The organism is Lysobacter rhizosphaerae, assembly GCF_054779795.1.
The window spans coordinates 138,568-159,932 of sequence record NZ_BAAGXO010000010.1 but is presented as its reverse complement, the minus strand read 5'-3'; the positions used below and the strand labels follow the sequence as shown (position 1 = coordinate 159,932).

Annotated in this window: 23 protein-coding genes; 9 read left to right on the top strand and 14 right to left on the bottom strand. The window is 67.1% G+C overall.

Features of this window, described 5'->3' with window-relative positions; all coding sequences use genetic code 11:
* Nucleotides 1–10 precede the first annotated feature (10 nt).
* Both ACYVGE_RS14390 and ACYVGE_RS14385 read left to right on the top strand, forming a co-directional pair.
* On the top strand, nt 11–910 hold the full coding sequence (locus ACYVGE_RS14390) for a DMT family transporter (protein WP_457098033.1): 900 nt from the start codon (nt 11–13) through the stop codon (nt 908–910).
* Between the two features lie 39 nt (nt 911–949).
* A complete protein-coding gene (locus ACYVGE_RS14385) occupies nt 950–1,255 on the top strand; it encodes an antibiotic biosynthesis monooxygenase family protein (RefSeq protein WP_310053688.1) in 306 nt (101 codons plus the stop codon).
* A 105-nt stretch (nt 1,256–1,360) separates the two neighbouring features.
* Here the strand turns inward: ACYVGE_RS14385 and ACYVGE_RS14380 are convergent, their stop codons facing one another.
* The 5 genes from ACYVGE_RS14380 to ACYVGE_RS14360 all read right to left on the bottom strand — a co-directional run bounded on the left by ACYVGE_RS14380 (nt 1,361) and on the right by ACYVGE_RS14360 (nt 6,459).
* A complete protein-coding gene (locus ACYVGE_RS14380) occupies nt 1,361–2,215 on the bottom strand; it encodes a DUF72 domain-containing protein (protein ID WP_460730813.1) in 855 nt (284 codons plus the stop codon).
* A 227-nt stretch (nt 2,216–2,442) separates the two neighbouring features.
* On the bottom strand, nt 2,443–4,275 hold the full coding sequence (locus tag ACYVGE_RS14375) for a DUF885 domain-containing protein (protein ID WP_460730812.1): 1,833 nt from the start codon (nt 4,273–4,275) through the stop codon (nt 2,443–2,445).
* A 160-nt stretch (nt 4,276–4,435) separates the two neighbouring features.
* Nucleotides 4,436–4,738, bottom strand: a complete 303-nt coding sequence (locus ACYVGE_RS14370) for a hypothetical protein (protein WP_460730811.1) — start codon at nt 4,736–4,738, stop codon at nt 4,436–4,438.
* Nucleotides 4,739–4,921: 183 nt separating this feature from the next.
* The gene (locus ACYVGE_RS14365) at nt 4,922–5,743 is read right to left on the bottom strand and encodes a peptidylprolyl isomerase (protein WP_460730883.1); all 822 of its coding nucleotides are present in this window, start codon (nt 5,741–5,743) and stop codon (nt 4,922–4,924) included.
* 251 nt (nt 5,744–5,994) lie between these two features.
* Complete coding sequence (locus ACYVGE_RS14360) at nt 5,995–6,459, bottom strand: DUF1579 family protein (protein WP_460730810.1); 465 nt, start codon at nt 6,457–6,459, stop codon at nt 5,995–5,997.
* A gap of 138 nt (nt 6,460–6,597) precedes the next feature.
* On the opposite strand from ACYVGE_RS14360, the gene ACYVGE_RS14355 reads away from it, so the two are divergent.
* Both ACYVGE_RS14355 and ACYVGE_RS14350 read left to right on the top strand, forming a co-directional pair.
* Nucleotides 6,598–6,975 (top strand): PadR family transcriptional regulator, encoded by a 378-nt coding sequence (locus ACYVGE_RS14355; RefSeq protein WP_460730809.1) that lies wholly within the window; start codon nt 6,598–6,600, stop codon nt 6,973–6,975.
* The gene (locus ACYVGE_RS14350) at nt 6,972–7,895 is read left to right on the top strand and encodes a sensor domain-containing protein (RefSeq protein WP_460730808.1); all 924 of its coding nucleotides are present in this window, start codon (nt 6,972–6,974) and stop codon (nt 7,893–7,895) included. The genes ACYVGE_RS14355 and ACYVGE_RS14350 overlap by 4 nt, the downstream gene beginning before the upstream one ends.
* 68 nt (nt 7,896–7,963) lie before the next feature.
* Here ACYVGE_RS14350 and ACYVGE_RS14345 read toward each other — a convergent pair whose 3' ends face one another.
* The 3 genes from ACYVGE_RS14345 to ACYVGE_RS14335 form a co-directional block, all read right to left on the bottom strand.
* The gene (locus ACYVGE_RS14345) at nt 7,964–10,030 is read right to left on the bottom strand and encodes a prolyl oligopeptidase family serine peptidase (RefSeq protein WP_460730807.1); all 2,067 of its coding nucleotides are present in this window, start codon (nt 10,028–10,030) and stop codon (nt 7,964–7,966) included.
* 240 nt (nt 10,031–10,270) lie between these two features.
* Nucleotides 10,271–11,518, bottom strand: coding sequence for a polyhydroxyalkanoate depolymerase (locus tag ACYVGE_RS14340; RefSeq protein WP_460730882.1), 1,248 nt, complete (start codon nt 11,516–11,518; stop codon nt 10,271–10,273).
* Between the two features lie 132 nt (nt 11,519–11,650).
* Nucleotides 11,651–12,241 (bottom strand): class I SAM-dependent DNA methyltransferase, encoded by a 591-nt coding sequence (locus ACYVGE_RS14335; protein WP_460730806.1) that lies wholly within the window; start codon nt 12,239–12,241, stop codon nt 11,651–11,653.
* Nucleotides 12,242–12,429: 188 nt separating this feature from the next.
* Between ACYVGE_RS14335 and ACYVGE_RS14330 the strand changes: the two genes are divergently transcribed.
* Nucleotides 12,430–12,882: a CopD family protein gene (locus ACYVGE_RS14330; protein WP_460730805.1), complete on the top strand. Its 453-nt coding sequence runs from the start codon at nt 12,430–12,432 to the stop codon at nt 12,880–12,882.
* A gap of 116 nt (nt 12,883–12,998) precedes the next feature.
* Here the strand turns inward: ACYVGE_RS14330 and ACYVGE_RS14325 are convergent, their stop codons facing one another.
* A complete protein-coding gene (locus ACYVGE_RS14325) occupies nt 12,999–14,696 on the bottom strand; it encodes an alkaline phosphatase (protein ID WP_460730804.1) in 1,698 nt (565 codons plus the stop codon).
* 248 nt (nt 14,697–14,944) lie between these two features.
* Here ACYVGE_RS14325 and ACYVGE_RS14320 point away from each other — a divergent pair, with 248 nt between their 5' ends.
* Nucleotides 14,945–16,297: a dicarboxylate/amino acid:cation symporter gene (locus tag ACYVGE_RS14320; protein ID WP_460730803.1), complete on the top strand. Its 1,353-nt coding sequence runs from the start codon at nt 14,945–14,947 to the stop codon at nt 16,295–16,297.
* A gap of 89 nt (nt 16,298–16,386) precedes the next feature.
* Nucleotides 16,387–16,818 (top strand): GNAT family N-acetyltransferase, encoded by a 432-nt coding sequence (locus ACYVGE_RS14315; RefSeq protein WP_460730802.1) that lies wholly within the window; start codon nt 16,387–16,389, stop codon nt 16,816–16,818.
* A 13-nt stretch (nt 16,819–16,831) separates the two neighbouring features.
* Here the strand turns inward: ACYVGE_RS14315 and ACYVGE_RS14310 are convergent, their stop codons facing one another.
* The 3 genes from ACYVGE_RS14310 to ACYVGE_RS14300 all read right to left on the bottom strand — a co-directional run bounded on the left by ACYVGE_RS14310 (nt 16,832) and on the right by ACYVGE_RS14300 (nt 18,671).
* Nucleotides 16,832–17,320, bottom strand: a complete 489-nt coding sequence (locus ACYVGE_RS14310; protein ID WP_310053675.1) for an NUDIX hydrolase — start codon at nt 17,318–17,320, stop codon at nt 16,832–16,834.
* Nucleotides 17,320–18,186: a subclass B3 metallo-beta-lactamase gene (gene bla, locus ACYVGE_RS14305; protein ID WP_460730801.1), complete on the bottom strand. Its 867-nt coding sequence runs from the start codon at nt 18,184–18,186 to the stop codon at nt 17,320–17,322. Before bla ends, ACYVGE_RS14310 begins: the two co-directional genes overlap by 1 nt.
* Nucleotides 18,187–18,266: 80 nt before the next feature.
* Nucleotides 18,267–18,671, bottom strand: coding sequence for a hypothetical protein (locus ACYVGE_RS14300; protein WP_460730800.1), 405 nt, complete (start codon nt 18,669–18,671; stop codon nt 18,267–18,269).
* A gap of 93 nt (nt 18,672–18,764) precedes the next feature.
* Here ACYVGE_RS14300 and ACYVGE_RS14295 point away from each other — a divergent pair, with 93 nt between their 5' ends.
* Complete coding sequence (locus ACYVGE_RS14295) at nt 18,765–19,247, top strand: acyl-CoA thioesterase (protein WP_460730799.1); 483 nt, start codon at nt 18,765–18,767, stop codon at nt 19,245–19,247.
* Between the two features lie 83 nt (nt 19,248–19,330).
* On the opposite strand, the gene ACYVGE_RS14290 is transcribed toward ACYVGE_RS14295, so the two are convergent.
* On the bottom strand, nt 19,331–19,942 hold the full coding sequence (locus ACYVGE_RS14290; RefSeq protein WP_460730798.1) for a C40 family peptidase: 612 nt from the start codon (nt 19,940–19,942) through the stop codon (nt 19,331–19,333).
* Between the two features lie 178 nt (nt 19,943–20,120).
* A complete protein-coding gene (locus ACYVGE_RS14285) occupies nt 20,121–20,600 on the bottom strand; it encodes a C40 family peptidase (protein WP_460730881.1) in 480 nt (159 codons plus the stop codon).
* A 177-nt stretch (nt 20,601–20,777) separates the two neighbouring features.
* Here ACYVGE_RS14285 and ACYVGE_RS14280 point away from each other — a divergent pair, with 177 nt between their 5' ends.
* Complete coding sequence (locus tag ACYVGE_RS14280; protein ID WP_460730797.1) at nt 20,778–21,257, top strand: FKBP-type peptidyl-prolyl cis-trans isomerase; 480 nt, start codon at nt 20,778–20,780, stop codon at nt 21,255–21,257.
* Nucleotides 21,258–21,365 lie beyond the last annotated feature (108 nt).

Sequence of the window (21,365 nt, the reverse complement as noted above, 5' to 3'; positions counted from 1 at the left end):
GACTCGCACCATGAACACTCTTGCCACCGATCGCCCGCTGCGCAGCCTGCGCGAGAGCGCCTGGCTGACGCCGGTGGAACTGGCGGTGCTCGGCGCCATCTGGGGCGCCTCGTTCCTGTTCATGCGCGTGGCCGCCAACGACTTCGGTCCGATGCCGCTGGTGGAAGTGCGCCTCGGCCTCGGCTCGCTGGTGCTGCTGCCGTTCCTGTGGCGTTATCGCTCGCACTTCGCTTCGCCGAAGCTGTGGGGCAAGCTCGCGCTGATCGGTGCGATCAATTCCGCCGTGCCATTCATGCTGTTCGCGTGGGCGGCGCAGCGGGCCCCCGCGGGCGTCGGCGCGATTTCCAATGCGATGACGGTGCTGTTCACCGCGCTCGTCGGCTTCCTGTTCTTCGGCGAGAAGATCGGTGCCAAGCGCGCGGTCGCCCTGTTCACCGGCTTCGCCGGCGTCGTGGTGCTGGCCAGCGGCAAGATCGCGGGCGCGAGCATCGGCTGGGCGGTCCTGGCGGGCAGCGCGGCGGCGTTCCTCTATGGCATCGGCATCAACCTGGTACGCCGCCACCTGACCGGCCTGCCGCCGGCGGCGGTGGCGTCGGCGACGCTGGGCACCTCGACCCTGCTCACGCTGCCGTTTGCGATCGCCACCTGGCCGCAGCATGCGATCCCCCTGAAGTCGTGGCTGTCCGCGGGCATGCTCGGCGTGCTGTGCACGGGCATCGCCTTCGTCATGTACTACCGCCTGATCGCCCGTGTCGGCGCGAGCCGTGCCTCGACCGTGACCTACCTGATCCCGGTGTTCGGCGTTGCCTGGGCATGGCTGCTGCTTGGCGAATCCTTAACCTGGACGATGGCAATCTCGGCCGCGCTCATCCTGGGTAGTGTGGCCATGAGCCAGCAACCGTCGCGCTGAGATGTGGCGGGTATTCCGCCACTCATCAAGGGGTGAGGCATGATCGCCCGACTCTGGCATGGCACCACGCGCCTCGATCGCGCCGATGCATATGCGACGTTCCTCTCCGATCGCGCGATGCCCGATTACCGCGGCACGCCGGGCAACCTCGGCGCGCAGGTGTTGCGGCGCGATGAAGGCGACATCGCCCACTTCCTCACCCTGAGCTACTGGGAAAGCGAGGATGCGATCCGTGCCTTCGCCGGCGATGACCTGTTGAAGGCGAAGTACTACCCGGAAGACGAGGGCTTCCTGCTCGCGCGCGAGCCGCAGGTGGAGCACTACGAGGTACGGTCAGCGGGCTGATCCGCCAGCATATTGATGTGGGAATCTGCGAACAACGAGTTCGCAAAATGCGAACAATGGGCGGTAGGCCTTTGCTCTACTCAGAGCGTCCCGCTGTCGGTGCGATTACCGCACTCGTTTCAACAGTTCGGTCAACGCCATCGCCGCCGCTGGATTGCGTTCCTTCGCGGCGCTGATGAAGAACACATACACGTCGCGCTGCTCGGTCGGTGGCATGCCGTTGGCCGCGATGTGCGGCAGGTCCTCCGGATGCCCGCCCCGCGCCCACAGTCTTACGCGCTCGGCCCAATGAGCCAGTTCCTCGGCGGTGTAGCCGGTGTCGATCTCGCTGCGCGAGCGCATCAGCCGCGCGTAGACGAAGTCGGTGGTGATGTCGGCGAACGAGGGATAGTCGCGTGAGTCGGTGAACACGGCGCCCAGGTTGCGTTCGCGCAACAAAGCGACGAAGCGTGCGTCGACGAATGACGAGTCGCGCACGTCCAGCACGTGGCGCAGGCGGCGGCCATCGACTTCGTCGGGCAGCAGGTGGAGGAAGGCGGTGAAGTCCTCGCGTTCCAGCTTGCGGCCGACATCGAACTGCCAGACCACCGGCCCCAGGCGATCGCCCAGGGATGCGATGCCGCCAAGGAAGTCCTCGACCTGCGCTCCGGTATTCGCGAGCACGCGCGACTGCATGATCCGCATCGGCGCCTTGAGCGAGAACACGAAACCGTCGGGTGTTTCCGATGCCCACTTCTCGTAAACCGCGGGCCGCTGCGCGCCGTAGTAGGTGCCATTGATCTCGATCGCGCTGAGGTGGCGCGAGGCATATTCGAGTTCGCGCCGCTGCACCAGGCCGGGTGGATAGAAGTTGTTGCGCCAGGGCACGTAGTTCCAGCCACCGATACCGACACGGATGCCGTCGATGGCGGGCACCGAGGTGCGCGACCAGTCATCGGGCAAGGCGGGTTTTCGGCTCATGCAGGCAGGGGACTTTGGGAGGGCCCGGGATGGTACCGCTGGATGTTGCTACTGAACGAACGGCGAAGTGCGGGCATTGCGGGCAAGGGCGGCCGCCACCCGGACGGGTCGGGCGGCGCCGCCCACTGTGACAAGGACCTGGCGGTGTCCATTCGTCCGCCCGTCCGCCCGGCTGACCGGCCACGGTAGGCCGGCGCGCGCCTTGCGACGCGCGCCGGCCCGGCGTGTCACTTGATCGGTTCGTCCAGCATCAGTTCGCGCGCGAACCGGCCGGGGGGCGAGCCGAACGACAGCAGCTTGTCGTGGTAGGCCTTGATGTTGAACTTGTCGCCTTCGCGCTTCTGCACTTCGTTGCGCAGGTCCATGTGCTCGCTGTAGCCGACGAAGTAGGTCGGCAGCTGGGCCGAGGTCAGCGACGCGCGCACCCACTTGCCGGACGCTTCGCGCTCCTGCTGGAAGGTGGTCACGGTCATCAGCTTCATCGCGTCCTCCTTGCTCATCCCATCGACGTGGATGGCCTGGTCGAGGATCGCGTTGGCCATCGCGCGCAGCGCCCACTTGCGCTGGATCAGCTGCATCAGCGGATCGTTGTTCATGTAGCCGGCATCGGCCATGACCTTCTCGCCGTACATCGCCCAGCCTTCGATGAAGGAGCCCGAGCCCAGCACCGCGCGCAGCGTCGACGGGTACTTGTTGGAATGCCACAGCTGCAGGTAGTGGCCCGGCATCGCTTCGTGGATGCTCAGCTCGTGGATCGAACGGGTGTTGTATTCGCGCAGGAAGGAATCGACCTGCTCCTTGCTCCAGTCATCCGGGATCGGCGACACGGCGTAGAACGTGTCCAGGCCCTTGTCCAGCGGACCGGGCGAATCGCAGTAGGCCACGGACACGCCGCGCTGGAATTCCGGCATGAGGATGATCTGCACCGGCGCATCGGGCGCCGATACCAGCTGCTTCTCGCGCACGAACGCGGTCGCATCGGCGGTGGCCTGCTTGGCGAGTTCGACCACCTTGTCGCGCGCCGGGCGATCGGCGTAGGCAAGTTCGAGCGCGGCTTCGATCGCCTTCTGCTGCTGCTCGTCGCTCGGCGTGTCCGGCATCTCCGCGGGCGCATTCGGCTTGCCGGCCAATACCTTGCGGGCGATGTCGTACATCTCGGTGCGCGTCTGCTTGATCGCGGCTTCGGCGCGGGTGCGGATGTCCTGCCGCGAGAGCGGCGAGTTCAACGCGAAAGCGAGCTTCTCGTCGTACAGCTTCTGGCCGATGCGGAAGTCACCCTTCGCACCGGGCACCAGGGTCTTGTCGAGCCAGGCCTGGTTCTCGGCGACGGCCTTCTTCAGCGAGGCCATCGCGGCATCCAGGCGGACGCGATCGGCGCCGCTGAGTTCGCCCGCATGTGGGGCGATCATGTCGTCGACGATGCTGGTGATGCCGGCATTCTGCTTGGCGACGGTTTCGGCGTGGATCTTCGGCACGCGCGCCAGGTCGAGGTTCTCGCGCATCTGGGCGAACAGCGCGGGAATCTTCTCCATGCGTGCGGTCGCGGCCTTGAGGCGCTGCGGCATCGGCGCGAAGTCGCGTGCCATCAGCGTGTACAGCGCGCCACCGGCGATGCCGTTGTAGACCTGCGGATCCCATGCCCAGCTCTGCAGCGTGTCCATCTGCCAGATGTCGTAGCGGATCTGGTTGCGCAGGATGGCGAGGTCGACCTGGTTTTCGCGCGAGAGCTTGGCGGCGTCGACCGCATCGACCTCGGCCAGCATCTGCTTGCTGAAATCGGTGAACTTCTGGCGGCCGGCGGCGCTCAAGTCGTCGATGCGGTCGTCGAAGTCGTGCTTGCCGGTCTGGGTGGCGCTGACCGGTTGCTGTTCCAGCCAGCCGTCGAGCCAGCGCTTGGAGAGGTCGGCGAACTTCGCGTCGGCTGCGGTGGTGGAAGCCTGCGTCGCCGCCGGCGTGGCGGTGGAAGCGGGCGTTTCGTGCTTCTGGCAGGCGGAGGTGGAGATCAGGAGGGCGAGGGCGATCGACAGTGGGATCGCCGTTGGGACGGGACGCAGGCGCATGGTGGTCTCGGGCATCTCGGATGGAGGGTGGTCGGGTGTGCAGCGGAGCTGCGACGGCCGAGCATATCGCCATGCCCGCGGCGATGCGCGGGCCGCAAGTCGGGGTTGTGATGCGTCGCGGTTGGCCGGCAGGGAAGGTGGGTGCGAACGAAGCCGCGGGCTATTCGCTCCATTCCTCGTCGGACTCGAATTCGACGAGCACGTCGAGTTCGAATGCCAGCGCTTCCACCGCCTCCCTCACCTTGGCGGCGGTGGCGTTGTTGGGGGCGTCTATCTCCAGTTCGTGCACGCCGGGGCCCTGGTCGTCGGGCAGGCCGGCGGAGCTGGAATCGTCATCGTCCATGTGGCCCATGAGGTCGGCCACTTCCTCCACGTGCTCGATGCCTTCGATGCTCGCCAGCAGGTTGCCGATCGCGCGTGCATCGTCCTCGCTGCCGGTGATTCGCAAACGCAGTTGGGGCATGGCGCGGCCTTGTCCTGGTCTGGGCTGGGGCGCGGTCAGGCTAGGCGCTGAAGCGGCAAGGGTGCGTGACGGAGCGATCGGGCTTTGTCGAACCGGAGCCGCTGCACGGCAGGCGTTCCGGGTCATGCGCTGCAGACAGAAAAGCCGCCTTTCGGCGGCCTTTCTGCTTCGGGAACGCTGGCGTCATTTCTTCGCGGGACGCACCGGCAGCGGCACGTTGCACAGGTCGATATGCCCAGCGGGCCGCTTGTACCACTCGTCGCGGCGGTTGCGGCGCGCTTCCACCAGCTGGGTGAAGGCGGGCGTGTCCGTGCGCAGCAGCTCGAGCGGCACGCGGTCGTTTTCCGGTACCTCCGATGCAAGGCGGATCGCCTTGATCGCGGTGCGCTGTTCGGGCTTCTCGTAGAAACCGAGCGGACCGGTGCCGCGCGGCAGCACGGAGAGGAATTCCATGCCCTGCACGACGCGCCCGACCACGGTGATGTTGCGGTCGAGCTGGCGCGGCGACTGGCCGGTCACGACGTACAACTCGGTGCCGTTGCTGGAATCGGCGGCGACATCACGACCCGCGCCGATGGCGCCGTAGCAATGTGCCAGCCACGTCTTGCCGGCCTGCGGATCGCGCGCGGCCGGAAAACCCTCGGCGAACCCCACCTGTGGCGCCCAGCCGTCGCTGTCGGGCAGGCGGTCGAACTTGACGCTCTTGCCCGTGCGTTCGAATTCCGCGGGCAGCTTGGCCTGGGCGGTGCCGAGCGGCTTCTTCTGCTGGTCGTCCTCGGCGGCATCGCCCCACTGCACGACGAAGTTGTCCTGCGAGCGGTTGATGCTCAGTCCGTTCCAATACCCTTCCTTCGCCAGCGTGCGGATGTTGGCGACATGCGCGGGGGCGAAGCCGGGGGCGAGTTCGATCACGACGCGGCCCGAGGCGAGATCGAGGTACAGCGTGTTGGCCGGATCGAGCGTGCGCCAATCGGCCGCCTGGGTTGCGTCGAGGATCTCCTGCATCGACTTCGGCTTGGTGGCCTGCGCGGCTGGCGTCGCCGGCTCCGCTTTCCGTGCCGGCGCTTTATGCGTCGAGGACCGGGCGGCCGGCTTCTTCGTCGGCTTGGCGGCATGTGCGGTACAGGCCAGGCCGAGCATGGCGGACAGCAGGACTACGCGGTTGAAGTGCATGCAAGCTCCTAAGGGTCGCGAGGGACGCCGCGACGGATCAAACCCGGTTGTTCGAAATCATTGTTCGAAGTCATTCGAAATCATCATTCAGCGCGGCGGTAATTGCCGTGCATGAATTCACTGAATTCGACTTGGCCCGGGAAGCGGTTCTCGATGGTGAAGCGATAGCCGTCGCCGGCGAAGTCGTAGCGGTAGCGCGCCTCGCCGCGTGGCGTCTTCTTCTCGAACAGCAGCGTGTCGCCTTCCCAACGGCCACGCGCGGGTTCGGGCGGGAAACCCATGCTGTCGAACCACCACCACAACACGTCACCGCTGCCGGGTTCGATCAGGAAGACCCCGTGGCCGCGGAAGCAGACGTGGCCATCCTTTTCCTCCTCGTACTCCTGGACCAGCGTCATGCCATCGAGGGCGACGCGGCAATGCGTGCGGCCGATCGCGGCGCCGCCTTCGCCCCAGGGCGAGGGTGCCAGCTGTTCGGGCCCTGACCAGCGGCCTTGCAGGCGGGAAAACAGGCGCTCGTGTTCGGCGCCGGGACGCGGCATATCCATCGTGGCGTTCTGGTTGGGACGGAGCGGCGAGGATACGGCGCCAGTCCCGCCCATGACCAACGGCACCCCGTGACTAATGGCAGAGACGGTATAGCGAAGTTAGCAGTAGTGTTTGCTTCAAGTTACCGGACACACGCCATGACCCCGGATTCCCCCATTACGCTCGACAGCCACCTGCGCAAGTTCCAGAAGGAGCTCAGCGCCGGCACCGTGTCTCTGGCCCTGCTCGCCGTACTGGGCACTGCCGGCGAGCCCATGTACGGCTACCAGATCGCCAAGCGCCTGGAGCAGGAGGGCGAGGGCGTCCTCAGCGGCAAGCAGAGCGCGCTGTACCCCGTACTGCGCAACCTGGAGGGAAACGGGCTGCTAGACAGCTTCGTCGAACCCTCCGTGTCCGGCCCGCCGCGCCGCTACTACCGCATTACCGAAGCCGGGCGCGAAGCCCTGCGCGGATGGTCCGCCGCCTGGCGCGCCACCCGTGATTCCGTCGACGCTGTCCTTGGGGAAGCCAAATGAACGCCACCGCTTTGCCGACCACCATTCCCGACTACCTCGAGCAGCTGCGCCGCTCGCTGGCCGGTGCCGATCCGGCGCTGGTGCAGGACGCGCTGTACGACGCCGAGGAATACCTGCGTTCGGAGCTGACCGAGAACCCCGGCAAGTCCGAGGCCGAGGTGATCGCCGCCGTGGCCAGCAGCTATGGCGCGCCGGACGAAGTCGCCGACATCTACCGCGACACTGAAGTGAAGGTGCAGAGCGCGCTGCGTACGCCGACCACGCGCCCGCCAGTCGCCAACCGTTCGTGGATCAGCCGCTTCTTCGGCGTGATCGCCGAGCCGCGCACGTATGCGGCGCTGTTCTACATGCTGCTGGCGCTGGCCACGGGCATCTTCTACTTCACCTGGGTCGTCACCGGCATCTCGCTGTCGGGCGGTCTCGCGGTGCTGATCATCGGCATTCCGTTCGTGATCCTGTACTTCGGCTCGATCCGCGTGTTGTCGCTGGTGGAAGGACGCATCGTCGAGGTGATGCTCGGCGAACGCATGCCGCGCCGGCCGTTGTATTCCACCCGCGGCAGGCCGTGGCTGGAACGCATCAAGGACCTCTTCACCGATCCGCGCACCTGGGCCACGCAGTTGTATTTCCTGCTGATGCTGCCGCTGGGCATCGCCTACTTCACCGTGGCGGTCACCGGGCTGGCGACGTCGCTGGGCCTGATCGCGGCACCGGTTGCCGCGCTGTTCGGCGGATTCAACGGCGGTCTGTGGATGGACGACGTCAACGTGATCGGCGTCGACGGCTGGTGGGCGCTGCCGCTGTGCTTCATCGTCGGCGTGGTGCTGCTGTTCGCCACGCTGCACCTGGCCCGCGCGATCGGCCACCTGCACGGGCAGCTGGCCAAGCACATGCTGGTGAAGACCTCGCAGTTCGACTGAGCCGCGCCATCTCGGCAAACAAAAAGAGCCGGCAGCGATGCCGGCTCTTTGCATTGCGGAAGCGTGGATTACTTCGCCGCGGCGCCGGACCCGTCCTTGCCGCGATAACGTTCGAACCAGGCCAGGATCGCCGACGCCTTCGCCGCCGACTGCGACGGCCGCGCCGCGATGCCGCCGTGGCTCGCGCCGGGCACCTTGACCAGCGCAGTGGGAACGCCGCGCAGCTGCAGCGCGGTGTAGTACTGCTCGGCTTCGCTCACCGGCGTGCGGTAATCCTCGGAGCCCACGACCACCAGCGTCGGCGTCTTCACGTTGCCGACCAGCGACAGGGGCGAACGCGCCCAGTAACCCTGCGGGTCTTCCCACGGCAGCTTGTCGAACCAGTAGCTGTGGTAGTAGATCGCGCCGTCCGAAGTAAGCGCGAAGCTGGTCCAGTCGATCACCGGCTTCTGCGTCGCCGCCGCGCGGAAGCGGTCGTTCTTGCCGACGATCCAGGCGGTCAGCACGCCGCCGCCGGATCCACCGGTGACGAACAGGTTGTCGCTGTCGACGAAGCCCTTGGCGATCGCCGCATCCACCGCACTCATCAGGTCGTCGTAGTCGTGGCCCGGATACGCCTTGTCGATCTGGTTGGCGAAATCCTCGCCGTACGACGTCGAGCCGCGCGGGTTGACGTACACCACGACATAGCCGGCCGCGGCGTAGAGCTGGTCGTCGGTCGAGAACGCCGGGCCGTAGGCCGCGAACGGACCGCCATGGATCTCCAGGACCAGCGGATATTTGCGCGACGCATCGAAGTTGGGCGGCGTCACCATCCACGCATCGACTTCGCGACCGTCGAAGGCCTTCACCGGCAACGGCTGCACGTCGCCGAGCGTCTTCGCCGCCAGCAGGCTCTCGTTGAGGTGGGTGAGGCGCCGCGCCTTGCCGCCGCGCACCACCGCCACGTCGGAGGGGCGGAGCGGGGTGCCGCTGGTGATGGCCAGCGTGCCGTCGCGCGCCACGCTGTATTCGCCACCGCTGTAGGGCCGGTCGAGTCCGCTGCCGGTCAATCCTTCCGCGACCGTGCGCACCGAGCCGTCCAGGCCGACGCGGGCCACGCGCACGCTGCCATGGTCGTCGTAGTCGACGAAGACCGAACGCCCGTCGCCGGACCACACCGGGCCGTCGACGCTGCGGTCGAGGCTGCCGGTCAGCACGCGAGCGTTGCGGCCGTCGCTGTCCATCACGTACAGGAGCGTGTTCTGGTAACCCAGCCGGCGGTCGTCGAAGCCGAGATAGGCGATGCGCTTGCCATCGGGCGACACCACCGGCGATCGATCCGGCCCGTTGCGGTCGGTGAGCGTGCGGATGCCGTTGTCGGCGAGCGTCACGACGTGCACGTCGGTGTCGACCGCCTGCCGCTCCCAGTCCTTCGACAGGTTGCCGCTGAACACGATCGCCTTGCCATCGGGTGTCCACGACAGCGGACCCGCGGCGTTGTGCTGGCCGAAGGTGACCTGCGTCGGTGCGCCACCCTCCGCGGGCACCCAGAAGATGTGCTCGAAGCCGGGCTTGGCGTAACCGTCGCCGTCGTTGCGGTACGTGACGGCGTCGATCACCTGCAGCGGTTCGGCCCATTGCGCGCCCTCGGGCTTCGCCGGCGCCTTGCCCAGCGAGGCGCCTTCGGCGGGAACGAACATCGAATAGGCGATGCGGTTGCCATCGGGCGACCACTCGATGCCCGACGGCGTCTCCGGCAGGCCGGTGACGCGCGCCGCTGCGCCCGTCTTCATCCAGCGCACGTAGAGCTGCGCGCCGCCGCCATCGGAAGTGGACACGTAGGCCAGCCGCGAGCCGTCGCGCGACCAGCGCGGCTGCATGTGCGATCCCGTGCCCGCGATCAGGGGCGCCTGCGTGCCGCTCGCCACGTCGATCAGCCAGATCGCCGAACGCGCGCGGTCGGTCATGACGTCGTTGGAACGGCGCACGTAGGCGATGGTGCGGCCGTCGGGGCTGATCTGTGGATCGGTGGCGACTTCCAGCGAGAACAGGTCCTGGCCGGTCAGCAGGCGCGATGGACCCTCGGCGGTGGCAGCGAAAGCGGGTGTATGGGCGAAAAGGGCGAGGGTCAGCAGCGCGGCTGATGGCTTCATGATGGGCTCCGGGACAAGGAGCCCATGGTTCAACCTTTGCGCGGCGCGGACAACATGACCATTGGGCTAGGTGTGGAGTGTCAACACGTTGTTTCGAGATACGCGCTCTCGCAACGGTTGCAGTGCGGCGCTTTGCTCCTTCCCCCGCTTGCGGGGGAAGGCTGGGATGGGGGCCTCCCCCGCAAGCGGGGGAGGGAGTAGCCGATCCGGTGGGCCAGCTCCGCTTGGATGCCTGTTGCTTCAGCTCGCCGCGTACTGCGCGATGAAGTCGCGCACCTGCGGATACACCTGCGTGCGCCAGCGGCGGCCGCTGAAGATGCCGTAGTGGCCGGCGCCTTCGACGGTCAGGTGGCGATGGTCTTCCGGCGCGATGCCCGTGAGCAGCGCATGCGCGGCGCGGGTCTGGCCCTGGCCGGAGATGTCGTCGAGCTCGCCCTCGATCGTCATGATCGCCGTGCCCTGGATCGCGCCGGGATCCACGCGCTCACCGCGCACCACCCATTCGCCCTTCGGCAGCAGGTGGCGCTGGAACACGACGTCGACGGTCTCCAGGTAGTACTCGGCCGGCATGTCGAGCACGGCGTTGTACTCGTCGTAGAAGCGGCGGTGCGAATCGGCGTCCTCGAGGTCGCCCTTCACCAGGTCCTGGTAGAAATCCCAGTGCGACTGGAAATGGCGTTCCGGATTCATCGCCATGAAGCCGCCGTGCTGCAGGAAGCCGGGATACACGCGGCGGTTGTGGCCGGGGTAGTTCGGCGGCACGGCGTGGACGAGGTTGGCCTCGAACCACCACAGCGGCTTGTGCGTGGCGAGGTCGTTGACCTTGGTCGGATTCTCGCGCGTGTCGATCGGCCCGCCGAACATCACCAGCGAACGCGGCGTCTTCTCGCCACGCGAAGCCATCAGCGACACCGCCGCCATCGTCGGCACGGTCGGCTGGCACACGCTGATCACGTGCAGGTTGTCGGCGCCGATCGTGCGGATGAATTCCTCGATGTAGGCGACGTAGTCGTCGAGGTGGAAGGCGCCTTCCTCGAGCGGCACCATGCGCGCGTCGACCCAGTCGGTGATGTAGACCTTGTGGTCGCGCAGCAGCGTCTTGACCGTGTCGCGCAGCAGCGTGGCGTGGTGGCCCGACAGCGGCGCGACGACCAGCACGGACGGGTCGTCCTTGAAGTCGGCGATGTTGCCGGCGTCGTCGGCGAAGCGCTTGAAGCGGAGCAGGCGGCAGAACGGCTTCTTCAACACCTCGCGCTCGACCACCGGATGGCTCTTGCCGTCCTTCTCGATCGAATGGATGCCGAATTCGGGCTTCTCGTAGTCCTTGCCGATGCGATACATCAGCTCGTAGCCGGCGGACAGGCGCGAAGCGCCCGGCAACGACGACAACCAGCTGCCCGACGCGCCGAACATGCGCGAATTGGCCTCGGCCCAGTAGTTCCACGGCTGCATCCAGGCGCGGCCGAGTTCGTGCAGGTGGTAAAGCAGCATTCGCGGTAGGGCCCCTGACCCTGGGAACGGCGCGTTCGAAAGCGCCATGACGCGCCGCAGCATAGCCGATGGTGGCGACGGGTTTGTGAAGCGAGTCGCGGTTTCCGGGGTTGCGCCGCCGGGGGTGGCTTATTGGATTTCCAACGCGGTCGCGTGGTCGCGCAGGGCGGGCGACAGCCACAGGTGCGAGCCGATCTGGGTGAAGCCGAGTTTGCCGAAGCGCTGGCGATAGAACTTCGCCGGCCGGTTGCGGAAGTCGTGCTCATCGCCCTCGGCGCCGTCCTCGCGCGCGAAGGTTTCGAGGAAGGCGACGCCGCCGCACAACTCGGCCAGGCCCGGCAGGCCACGGTCGAGTTCGCGCGTGTCGAGGTAGTGCATGACATCGCTGCACACCAGCAGGTCCACCGGCGGGCACGGGCGCAGCAGGGCGAAGTCGCCGAAGCCCGCCAGGTGCAGGTTGCGGCGCGCGCCGTAGCGGCGGATCGCGTACTCGCTGCTGTCGAAGCCGAGGTACCGGGCCTTCGGTCGCAGCTTGAGCAGGGGCGCGCGCCACACGCCTTCGCCGCAACCGATGTCGAGCACGGTGCGCAGCGGACGCTCGAGGAAGTATTCGGCAGTCGTCACCGCCATCGCCACCTTGCGCGCGAGCCGCGCGCTGTCGCCGATGCCGCGCTGCCGGTACCAAGTGTCGAAGTAGCTCTGATCGTAGTGTTTAGTCATCGAGGTGCAGGCTTTAGGATCGTCATCCCGGCGAACGCCGGGATCCAGCCGCTGCCTCTTGTTCTCGCGAGAACAGGCCAACGCGAATCAAATGCTGGATCCCGGCGTTCGCCGGGATGACGAAGAAGGGTGGAACGCATTCGTGCCATCCTATCGCGCCTCGACACCATTCCCGGGACGCGCAGCCAATGCAAGCCTATTTCTGGATCAAGACCGCCCACGTCGTGTTCGTCATGGCGTGGATGGGGGGAGTGTTCTATCTGCCGCGCATCCTGGTGAACCTCGCCGAGGCCGGGAACGATCCGGGGGTACGCGCGCGCCTGCTGCTGATGGGGCGGCGACTGTACCGCTTCGGCCACATCATGTTCGGGCTGGCGCTCGTCTTCGGCCTGCTGATGTGGCAGGGACACCGCGTGTTCGGCGATGCCCTGCCGCAGATGTTCGCGACCGGCGGCTGGCTGCACGCGAAGCTCGCACTGGTGGCGGTGATGCTGGCGTACTACATCGTCGCCGGCCGCTGGTTGAAGGGTGTCGAGGCCGGCCGGCCCTTGCCGTCGTCGCGCGCGCTGCGCTGGTTCAATGAATTGCCGGTGTTCCTGCTGATCGCGATCGTTTATCTGGTGCTGGCAAAGCCGTTCTGAGACCTTGTCACCCCGGCGAAAGCCGGGATCCATTTTGCCGTTGCTCCTGCTCTGCTAGCCAAAGCAACGGCAAGATCAAAATGGATCCCGGCTTTCGCCGGGATGACGGAGCGAGTTCATGGCGCCGTTCTGAAATCCGCCGGCTTCGGCAGCTCCACCGGCACACCATTGCGGTCGCAGTCGCCCTTGGCGCATAGCGCTTCGCGCAATGCCGGCATCGCCTGCAGCATGAAGTGGAAGATCGTGTTTTGCTCCACGCTGCCGCGCACGGCATCGCTGCCAGGGCCGCGTGCCCAGATGCCGACATCCTCGCCGCCGTGCGATTCCTGGGTGAACGGCGCGATCGCTTCCTGCAGGTAATCGGGGTCGGTGGTGTCGACGTTGGTGAGGTCGGGACGGCCGATCGCCGGCTTGATCTTGTGCAGATCGTGCGGATTGCGCTTGGCGCCCGCTGGCTGCACGTCGCTTTCGCCGGTGTAGCCAGGGCCATTGGCGTAGTTGAGCGTGGTGTAGGGGAGGCCAAGCAGATCGCGTGCATACGCGTCCTTGCCTTCCTCCTCGCCGGTGCTGCCACGGACCTTGCCGAGGATCGGGTTGCCGCGTTCGGGATAGCCGGAAAAGCTCAGCGTGTGGGCGTGGTCGGCGGTGACCAGGATCAGCGTGTCATCGGCCGAGGTCAGTTCCGTGGCGGTGCGCACCGCATCGCTCAGCGCGATCGTCTCGTCGAGCGCGCGGTAGGCGTTGCCGTTGTGGTGGGCATGGTCGATGCGCCCGCCTTCGACCAGCAGCACGAAACCCTTGTCGTTGCGTTGCAGGCGCGTGATCGCGGCGCGCGTCATCTCGGCCAGCGAAGGCTCGCCGCCACGGTCCTGCGGTCGATCGTGTTCGTAATGCATGTGGCTGGGCTCGAACAGGCCAAGCACCGGCTGGTCGCCCGGCGCCGCCGCGAGCTGCTGCGCGTCCCACACGTAGGCGCCCTGCGGATGGCGCTGGCGCCAGAGCGCGATGAGGTCGCGCCCGTCCTTGCGCAGGCCGCGCGTATCGGGATATTCGGGATCGGCCTGCGTGTCCGGCATGAAGTTGGCGCGACCGCCGCCCATCAGCACGTCCGGACCGCTGCCGTACGGCGATTCGATCAGCTGTCGCGCGATGTCCGTGCAGCCACCCGCGGGATCGCCGTAACGCGTCATCGCCGCGTCGCTCTCCCAGTTGCGGTGCGCGGAATGGGTGAAGGTCGCGCCCGGCGTCGCATGGGTGACGCGCGTGGTGGTGACCACGCCCGTCGCCAGGCCACTGCTGGCGGCGAGTTCCCACAGCGTCAGCACCGGCGTCTTCAATGCCGCCGCGCAGTCGCCGAGCCTGGCTTCCTGGCCGATGCTGAGCACGCCGGCGCGTGTCTTCACGCCGGTGGCCATCGCCGACATGGTGCCGGCCGAATCCGGCGTCTGCGAGTCGGTGTTGTAGGTCCGGCTCAGGGCCGTGGCGGGGAAGTTCTCCCAGCTCAGGCGGTTTTCCTCGCCCGGTGCGCCCTTGCGCTGGCCTTCGAGGATGCGCGCTGCCGCCACGGTGGTGAGGCTCATGCCGTCGCCGACGAACAGGATCACGTTCTTCGCGTGTCCGCCCATCGCGCCGCGTTGGGCCGCCTGCGCGGCGCCGTCTCGGAACCACCAAGCCGGGGTTTCGCCATCGGGGCGCTTGATCGCCGGCACCTCCACCATGAACGGCCCGCTGGCCGGCGCGCGTGGCGCGGTGCTGGCACAGGCCCCGAGCAGGGTGGAAGCCAGGGCAATACCGAGGACGCGCAAGGAAGACATGAAAACCTGCCGGGACCGGGTGAACAGGGAATCGCGGATTATGCCAAGCCGATCGCGCGGGATTTCGTGGCCGGCTTTGCGCAAACGGGTGGGCGGAGAGGGGGCCCATGCTCATTCCGGTTTGGAACAACGGATTGCATTCACGGCTCGCCACGCCGCGCCGGCCTCGGCTATGTTGCGGGCTTGAGTTGCGGCCCTGGGTCGCGGGCCGGCCCGGCCCGGCCGGCGCAACGGAGATTTTCCGGATGATGAAGGTGGTTTCCGGCTGGCTGCGGATCCCGTTCTGGCAGCGCGTGGTGCTCGGCTTCGTCCTGGGCGCGCTGGCGGGCTGGCTGTTCGGCCAGGATGCGGCGACGTGGTTCGGTCCGCTTGGCGACGTCTACGTCAACCTGATCAAGATGATCGCGGTGCCGCTGGTGTTCTTTGCGGTCATCAACGCGGTCAGCGCGCTGCATGGGCAGAAGTCGATCGCCGCGCTCGGCGGACGTACCTTCCTGTGGTTTGCGATCACCGCCGTGCTGGCGGTCGGCGTTGGCCTGCTCGCGGGCTGGGTGGTGAAGCCGGGTGTCGGCGTCGATGTCGGCACGCTGAAGATGGCGTCCGACTACGTCCCCAAGAACCCGCCCGGCGTGCTCGACGTGCTGTTCAACATCGTGCCGTCCAATCCCATCGCGGCGATGGCGGGTGCCGACACCGCCAAGACCGCCGACGGCATGAAGGTGCTGGTGCCGCGCAACGGCACGGTGCTGCAGGTGATCTTCTTCGCCGGCCTGATCGGCTTTGCCTTCGTCAAGCTGGGCGAGCGGACCGCACACCTGCGCCGGCTGTGCGGCGAGGCCAGCGAGACGATGATCCAGGTCACGCGCTTCGTGCTGGAATTCACGCCGCTGGGTACGTTCGGACTGATCGCCGCGCTGGTGGGCGGCTATGGGTTCGAACAGCTCAAGCCGCTGGCGAGTTTCGTCGTCGCCCTGTACGCGGCCTGCGCGTTCCACATCGTGGTGGTGTACAGCGGTCTGCTGCTGGCGCACGGGCTGAATCCGATCCGCTTCTTCCGTGGCGCCGCGCCCGCGATGCAGGTGGGATTCGTCGCCTCGTCGAGTTTCGCCGCGATGCCGGTGTCGCTGCGCAGCGTGGTCCACAACCACGGCGTCGACAGCGACTACGCCGCTTTCGTCGTCCCGCTCGGCGCCAGCATCAAGATGGACGGTTGCGGCGCGATCTATCCGGCGCTGGCGGCGGTGTTCATCGCGCAATATGCGGGCATCGACCTCACGTTCGACAAGTACCTGATCATCGCGCTGGCGTCGGTGCTGGGCAGTTTCGGTACCGCCGGCGTACCCGGCACCGCGGTGATCATGGCGACGGTGGTGCTCAGCGCCGCCGGCCTGCCGCTGGAGGCGATCGGCTATCTGTACGCCATCGACCGCGTCCTCGACATGATGCGCACGATGACCAACGTGACCGGCCAGATGCTGGTGCCGGTGCTGGTGGCGAAGGAAACCGGATTGCTCGACCGCGAACTGTACGCAGCGGCTTCGAGCAACGTCGGCGTGGCCGAGGGCGAGATGGCGGAGATCCGCAGCGACGCCACCGGCTAACCAGTCCGCATCGCGAACCTCACACATCCTTTTCATGCCTGCGCAGCAAGATATCCGGGCATGAATGCACTGATGGCGGAGCGGTGGCGATGGCCGAAGAAAACATCCAGCTGGTCGAACAGTTTCCCGGCGCCGACGATTACTGCCGGTTGCGCAGCGTCGCCGGCATGTCGCCCAAAACAATCGAGGCCGCGCGCAAGGGGCTTCCCAACACGCTGTATGGCGTGAGCCTGCGCCACGACGGTGAAGTGATCGGGATGGGACGCATCATCGGCGATGGCGGCTGCTTCTACACCGTCGTCGATATCGCGGTGGCACCGCCATTCCAGGGACGTGGGCTGGGCAAACGGATCATGACCGCGCTCGATGCGTGGCTGCGCGCGAACGCGGAGCCTTCGGCCTATGTCACCCTCGTCGCCGATGGCGAAGCCCGCCATCTGTATGCGAAGTACGGTTTCGTCGAGACGGCGCCGGCATCGGTCAACATGGAGTATCTCGTAGCCTCGAACCCGGCTGACTAGGCCTCCGGCGCGATCACGCGCGCGAGAACTTCCACGACAGCATGCGTCCGTCGCGATACGGCATCACGCCGTGGAAGGGGCGCGGGTCGTCGTCGAACACCAGCGGCAGGAACTGGCGGTCGCCTTCCCACATCGGCAGGTCGTGCAGGCGCTCGCGTGGCACCCACTCCAGCGGGCCTTCGGCATTGCTTTCGAAAGGGGTGCCGGTGAAACGGGTGATGAGGAAGACGAAGCCGAGCCAGTCCTCGCCTTGCTTGCCGAAACCGGGCCAGCTGATCGTGCCGCGCAGCGACAGGTCGACGCAGTCGATGCCGGCTTCCTCGTGGATCTCGCGACGCATGCCGGCGAGCACGTCTTCGTCCGGTTCGATCTTGCCGCCCAGGCCGTTGTACTTGCCGAGCTGGTGGTCGTCGGGGCGTGCGTTGCGATGGACCATCAGCACTTCGCGTCCATCCGCGGACAGCACGTAGCCGAGCGTGGCGACGATCGGGGTGTAGGGCATTACGGTCGTTCCTTGCGTTGCGTCGCCAGCTGCGCGTCGAACCGCGCTTCGGCCTTGTCGGCATAGTCGCGGCAGGTGACGGGCGCGGGATGCGGCGTGGTGGTATTGGCGGGCGTCCAGCCGCTCGCATCCGGGTGCGGCGTGATCAGCACGTCGCAGGGCAGCGCGCGCACCGCCGCGAAGCCGCGGCGATAGTCGTCGACGATGCGGGGATAGCGCGGATTGTCGACCAGCTGGTAGCCCGGCGCGCTCAGGCTGTCGGCATAGGCGATGTCCAGCGGCTTGCCATTGCGCGTGTCGCGCCAGGTCCAGCTCAGGCTGCCGGGCGTGTGGCCCGGCGTGTAATGCGCGACGAAGCGCAGGCCGCCCAACTCGACGGCTTCGCCATCCATCACCAGGCGGTCCGCCTGCACCGGCGGATACAGGATGCCGTCGCCGAAATGCAGGTCATTGCTGCCGCCGCGCGCCAGCAGCACGGCGGATTCGGCATTGCTGACCACGCGCGCGCCAGTGGCCCGCTTGATCGCGGCGATCGGCCCGGCGTGGTCGCCGTGCGCGTGGCTGTGCAGGATCAGCTTGAGTTCCTGCGGTTGCACACCGAGGTCGCGCATCCGCTGCAGCAGCATGTCCGCCGCCTGCGGCAGGCCGCCATCGATCAGCACCGCGCCTTCCGGCGTGCGGATCAGCAGGGCGCTCAGACCCTGCGTGCCGATGTACCAGGTGTGGTCGGCGAGTTGAAACGGTGCGATCGGCTGGCGCCAGGCATCGTCGGTTTCGTAGCGGCTCGATTGCGGCAGCACCGGTTCGGCGGCGTGGGCGATCGATGTGATGGCAAGCAGGGAGGCGACGAGCGCGAATCGATGCATCGTGGGAGCGTGCGAAACCGGGGGCGCGACAGTGTCGGCGATCGCGCACGGCCGGGCCAGTGCGCGATCCGACAGCGGCGTCAGGGCGATGTGCGCGGTGTCGCCAGGCGCGCGGCCAGCCAGGCCAGCGACAGTGGCAGCAGGAGGCCGGCGACCGTCATCCACAGCGGATAGGCAATCAGCATGCGCTTGGCGAGCACCATGACGACGACCAGCGTGCCGATGACCAGCGCGGCCGCCCGGCGATGCCGCGCGATGCGTGCCGCGATCCAGCCGCCGAGGAAGGCGGCCAGCGACCACCCTGCCAGCACGATCAGCATCACCGGTGTCGGGGCGGCGGCGACATGGGCCGCCAGCGCCTGTGGGTCGCGCAGGTCGATGCCCGGCGGCGGGTGGTGCAGGAACATGCTGGCGAATTCGCACAGCGTGATCGTGAGCCACGCGACAACCAGTCCCGCCACAACGCCGAGGATCGTACGCCCCATGCCTGCTTCCTCCCCAATGGTGGCGGAAGCATCGCCCACGCCCACGGGACGTCGCAAGGTGCACACTTGCACGTCTCATTCCTGGAGTCGGCCATGAGCGGAACCCAGCGCGAACTCACCATGCGTTTCCTGGCGGAGCCCGTCGACGTCAACTACGGTGGCAAGGTCCACGGCGGCGTGGTGATGAAATGGATCGACCAGGCCGGCTATGCCGCGGCGGTGGGCTGGAGCGGCCACTACAGCGTGACGGTCGCCGTCGGTGGGATCCGCTTCGTCGCGCCGATCCTGATCAGCGATCTGGTGGCGGTGCGCGCCAAGCTCATCCATACCGGCAACACCAGCATGCACTTCTCCATCGACGTCAGCGCCCGCGACCCCATGGGCGGAGAGACCCGCCTGTGCACGCATTGCGTGATCGTGTTCGTGGCGATGGACGCCAACGCCAAGGCCACGCCCGTGCCGCCCCTGCAGATGGCCAGCGATGAAGACAAGCGCCTGGCCGAGTACGCGCTCAAGGTGATGGAGCTGAGCAAGGGCATCGAAGCCACGATCGAGCACTTCCGCGATCCCGGCTGACGCGGAATGAAGCCGTGGAAATGGAACTGCGGAAATGAAAAAGCCGCCCCGAAGGCGGCCTTTGGTCTCTTGCGTCGGGCGGATCAGCCGCCGCTGGTGTTCACGCGTCGTGCCTGCACGAAGCGCCCGCTCCAGTAACCCTCTTCGAGGCTTGAGACCGTGACGTCCTTGCCGGTACGCGGGGCATGGACGAAGCGGCCGTCGCCGAGGTAGATGCCGACGTGGTTCACGCGGCCCTTGCGACCGAAGAAGACCAGGTCGCCGGCGACCAGTTTGGCGCGGTCGGTGACGAGCTCGCCGTTCTTGGCCATGTCGCGGGACACGCGCGGCAGTTCGATGCCCAGCGCATTGCGGAAGACGTAACCGACCAGGCCGCTGCAGTCGAAACCTTTGTTGGGATCGGTGCCGCCCCAGCGGTACGGCGTGCCGAGCAGGGCGAGCGCCTTCTGCAGCACGCTCTTGACCTTGCTGTCGTCGCCGATGGGCGTGCCGATGGCTTCGGCGGGCAGTTCCAGCGCAGCCGCCGGGTTCAACAGGCGATTGGCGCCTGCCACCAGGTCGAGCGCGCGGCCGGACAGCGATTCGGGTGCAACCGCGGCCGGGTGCTTGACGGGGAACGGCGCAGCATCGTCCACCGGTGCCGCGAAGGCCGACAACGCCGGGGCGGTGAGCGCCAGCGCGAGCGACAAACGCAACAAACCCCGGGCAAGCCGGGAAGGGGTGGTACCAGCAGGGCGGCCGTACTCTGGCGTCACGCAGTCATCGCGATTCACAAACTGGTGGCGATCATGCCTACCCGACCGGGTGATGTTGTTCAGAAGAAGTTAGGGATTCGTTAAATCCGCCGTCAAAGTTGGCAAAACCGGCCGCTGGTCAGTTGAGGACCCGCTTGGCCCCGCTGTAGTGGTCGCGCCAGTACGGCCCGTCCAGATAGTCCAGCCGCACGGTGCCGCCCGTGCTGGGGGCATGGACGAAACGGCCTTCCCCCACGTAGATGCCGACATGGCTGACGCCCCTGCCGGAGCCAAAAAACACCAGGTCCGCCGCCGCGAGCCGCTCCGGGGCGATCCGGGGCCCCTGCCATGCGGCGAGTTCGCCCGAGGTGCGCGGCAGGCGCAGGTCGAGCATGTCCCGGTAGACGTAATTGACGAGCCCGCTGCAGTCGAAACCAGTGTCGGGGGTGTTGCCGCCATAGCGATAGGGCGTGCCCACCAGGCTGATCGCCCGCATCAGCACCGCATTGGCGCGGACCGGGTCGGCCGGGGCCACCACTGGCCAGGAACGATGTGCCGGCAGTGGCTGGCGGACCAGCTTGTCGCCGCCACAGCCCGTAAGCAGCAACGCCAGCCACATTAGTAAGAGAAGCGACCCTCGCGCTGGCATGGCGCCGGGGTTGCCGGGATAATGCGCGACTCCCTTGGCAGGGCTCGGAATATTCGTCTTCACGAACCGAAGCTTGGCCGTTCCCGCCGCAGCCGACAAGGCGCGGCAGCTCTCGGCCACAGCCGTGGCCCACCACCGAGTCAAGCAATGAAGATCGAGAAAGACCGCGTCGTCAGCTTCCACTACACCGTCAGCGAGCAGGGCCAGGAGTCGCTGGAAAGCTCCGAAGGCCGCGATCCGCTGGTGATCCTGGTCGGCCACGGCAACATCATTCCGGGCCTGGAAACCGCGATGGATGGCCGCGAGGCGGGCGACAAGTTCGAAGTCGACGTGGCCGCCGCCGATGCCTACGGCGAGAAGCGCGACGGCCTGAGCCAGCGCATCCCGAAGAAGCACTTCGGCAACCAGCGCCTGGAGCCGGGCATGCAAGTCATCCTGCAGACCAACTTCGGCCCGCGCGCCGTGACCATCCAGAAGGTCGGCATGAGCGTGGTCGACGTCGACCTCAACCACCCGATGGCGGGCAAGAACCTGCATTTCGCCATCGAGATCGTCGACGTGCGCGAAGCCTCGGCCGAGGAAGTCGAGCACGGCCACGTGCACGGCGAAGGCGGCCACCAGCACTGAGTACCGGCGCTATCCGCTGCTCCACGACGGCCCGCGCATGCGGGCCGTTGTCGTTTCTGCACCGCGCGCACCGCTCAGTCGCGCCCATGGTGTAATCGCCCGCACTTC

Bases quoted from the DNA above. Each gene is read 5' to 3' on its own strand.
- ACYVGE_RS14335 (WP_460730806.1), bottom strand. From the start codon at position 12,241: ATGACTAAACACTACGATCAGAGCTACTTCGACACTTGGTACCGGCAG.
- ACYVGE_RS14355 (WP_460730809.1), top strand. From the start codon at position 6,598: ATGACCCCGGATTCCCCCATTACGCTCGACAGCCACCTGCGCAAGTTC.
- bla (WP_460730801.1), bottom strand. From the start codon at position 18,186: ATGCATCGATTCGCGCTCGTCGCCTCCCTGCTTGCCATCACATCGATC.
- ACYVGE_RS14350 (WP_460730808.1), top strand. From the start codon at position 6,972: ATGAACGCCACCGCTTTGCCGACCACCATTCCCGACTACCTCGAGCAG.
- ACYVGE_RS14285 (WP_460730881.1), bottom strand. From the start codon at position 20,600: ATGTGGCTGGCGTTGCTGCTTACGGGCTGTGGCGGCGACAAGCTGGTC.
- ACYVGE_RS14295 (WP_460730799.1), top strand. From the start codon at position 18,765: ATGAGCGGAACCCAGCGCGAACTCACCATGCGTTTCCTGGCGGAGCCC.
- ACYVGE_RS14370 (WP_460730811.1), bottom strand. From the start codon at position 4,738: ATGCCCCAACTGCGTTTGCGAATCACCGGCAGCGAGGACGATGCACGC.
- ACYVGE_RS14280 (WP_460730797.1), top strand. From the start codon at position 20,778: ATGAAGATCGAGAAAGACCGCGTCGTCAGCTTCCACTACACCGTCAGC.
- ACYVGE_RS14385 (WP_310053688.1), top strand. From the start codon at position 950: ATGATCGCCCGACTCTGGCATGGCACCACGCGCCTCGATCGCGCCGAT.
- ACYVGE_RS14375 (WP_460730812.1), bottom strand. From the start codon at position 4,275: ATGCGCCTGCGTCCCGTCCCAACGGCGATCCCACTGTCGATCGCCCTC.
- ACYVGE_RS14345 (WP_460730807.1), bottom strand. From the start codon at position 10,030: ATGAAGCCATCAGCCGCGCTGCTGACCCTCGCCCTTTTCGCCCATACA.
- ACYVGE_RS14315 (WP_460730802.1), top strand. From the start codon at position 16,387: ATGGCCGAAGAAAACATCCAGCTGGTCGAACAGTTTCCCGGCGCCGAC.
- ACYVGE_RS14390 (WP_457098033.1), top strand. From the start codon at position 11: ATGAACACTCTTGCCACCGATCGCCCGCTGCGCAGCCTGCGCGAGAGC.
- ACYVGE_RS14380 (WP_460730813.1), bottom strand. From the start codon at position 2,215: ATGAGCCGAAAACCCGCCTTGCCCGATGACTGGTCGCGCACCTCGGTG.
- ACYVGE_RS14365 (WP_460730883.1), bottom strand. From the start codon at position 5,743: ATGCAGGAGATCCTCGACGCAACCCAGGCGGCCGATTGGCGCACGCTC.
- ACYVGE_RS14330 (WP_460730805.1), top strand. From the start codon at position 12,430: ATGCAAGCCTATTTCTGGATCAAGACCGCCCACGTCGTGTTCGTCATG.
- ACYVGE_RS14300 (WP_460730800.1), bottom strand. From the start codon at position 18,671: ATGGGGCGTACGATCCTCGGCGTTGTGGCGGGACTGGTTGTCGCGTGG.
- ACYVGE_RS14310 (WP_310053675.1), bottom strand. From the start codon at position 17,320: ATGCCCTACACCCCGATCGTCGCCACGCTCGGCTACGTGCTGTCCGCG.
- ACYVGE_RS14360 (WP_460730810.1), bottom strand. From the start codon at position 6,459: ATGGATATGCCGCGTCCCGGCGCCGAACACGAGCGCCTGTTTTCCCGC.
- ACYVGE_RS14320 (WP_460730803.1), top strand. From the start codon at position 14,945: ATGAAGGTGGTTTCCGGCTGGCTGCGGATCCCGTTCTGGCAGCGCGTG.
- ACYVGE_RS14325 (WP_460730804.1), bottom strand. From the start codon at position 14,696: ATGTCTTCCTTGCGCGTCCTCGGTATTGCCCTGGCTTCCACCCTGCTC.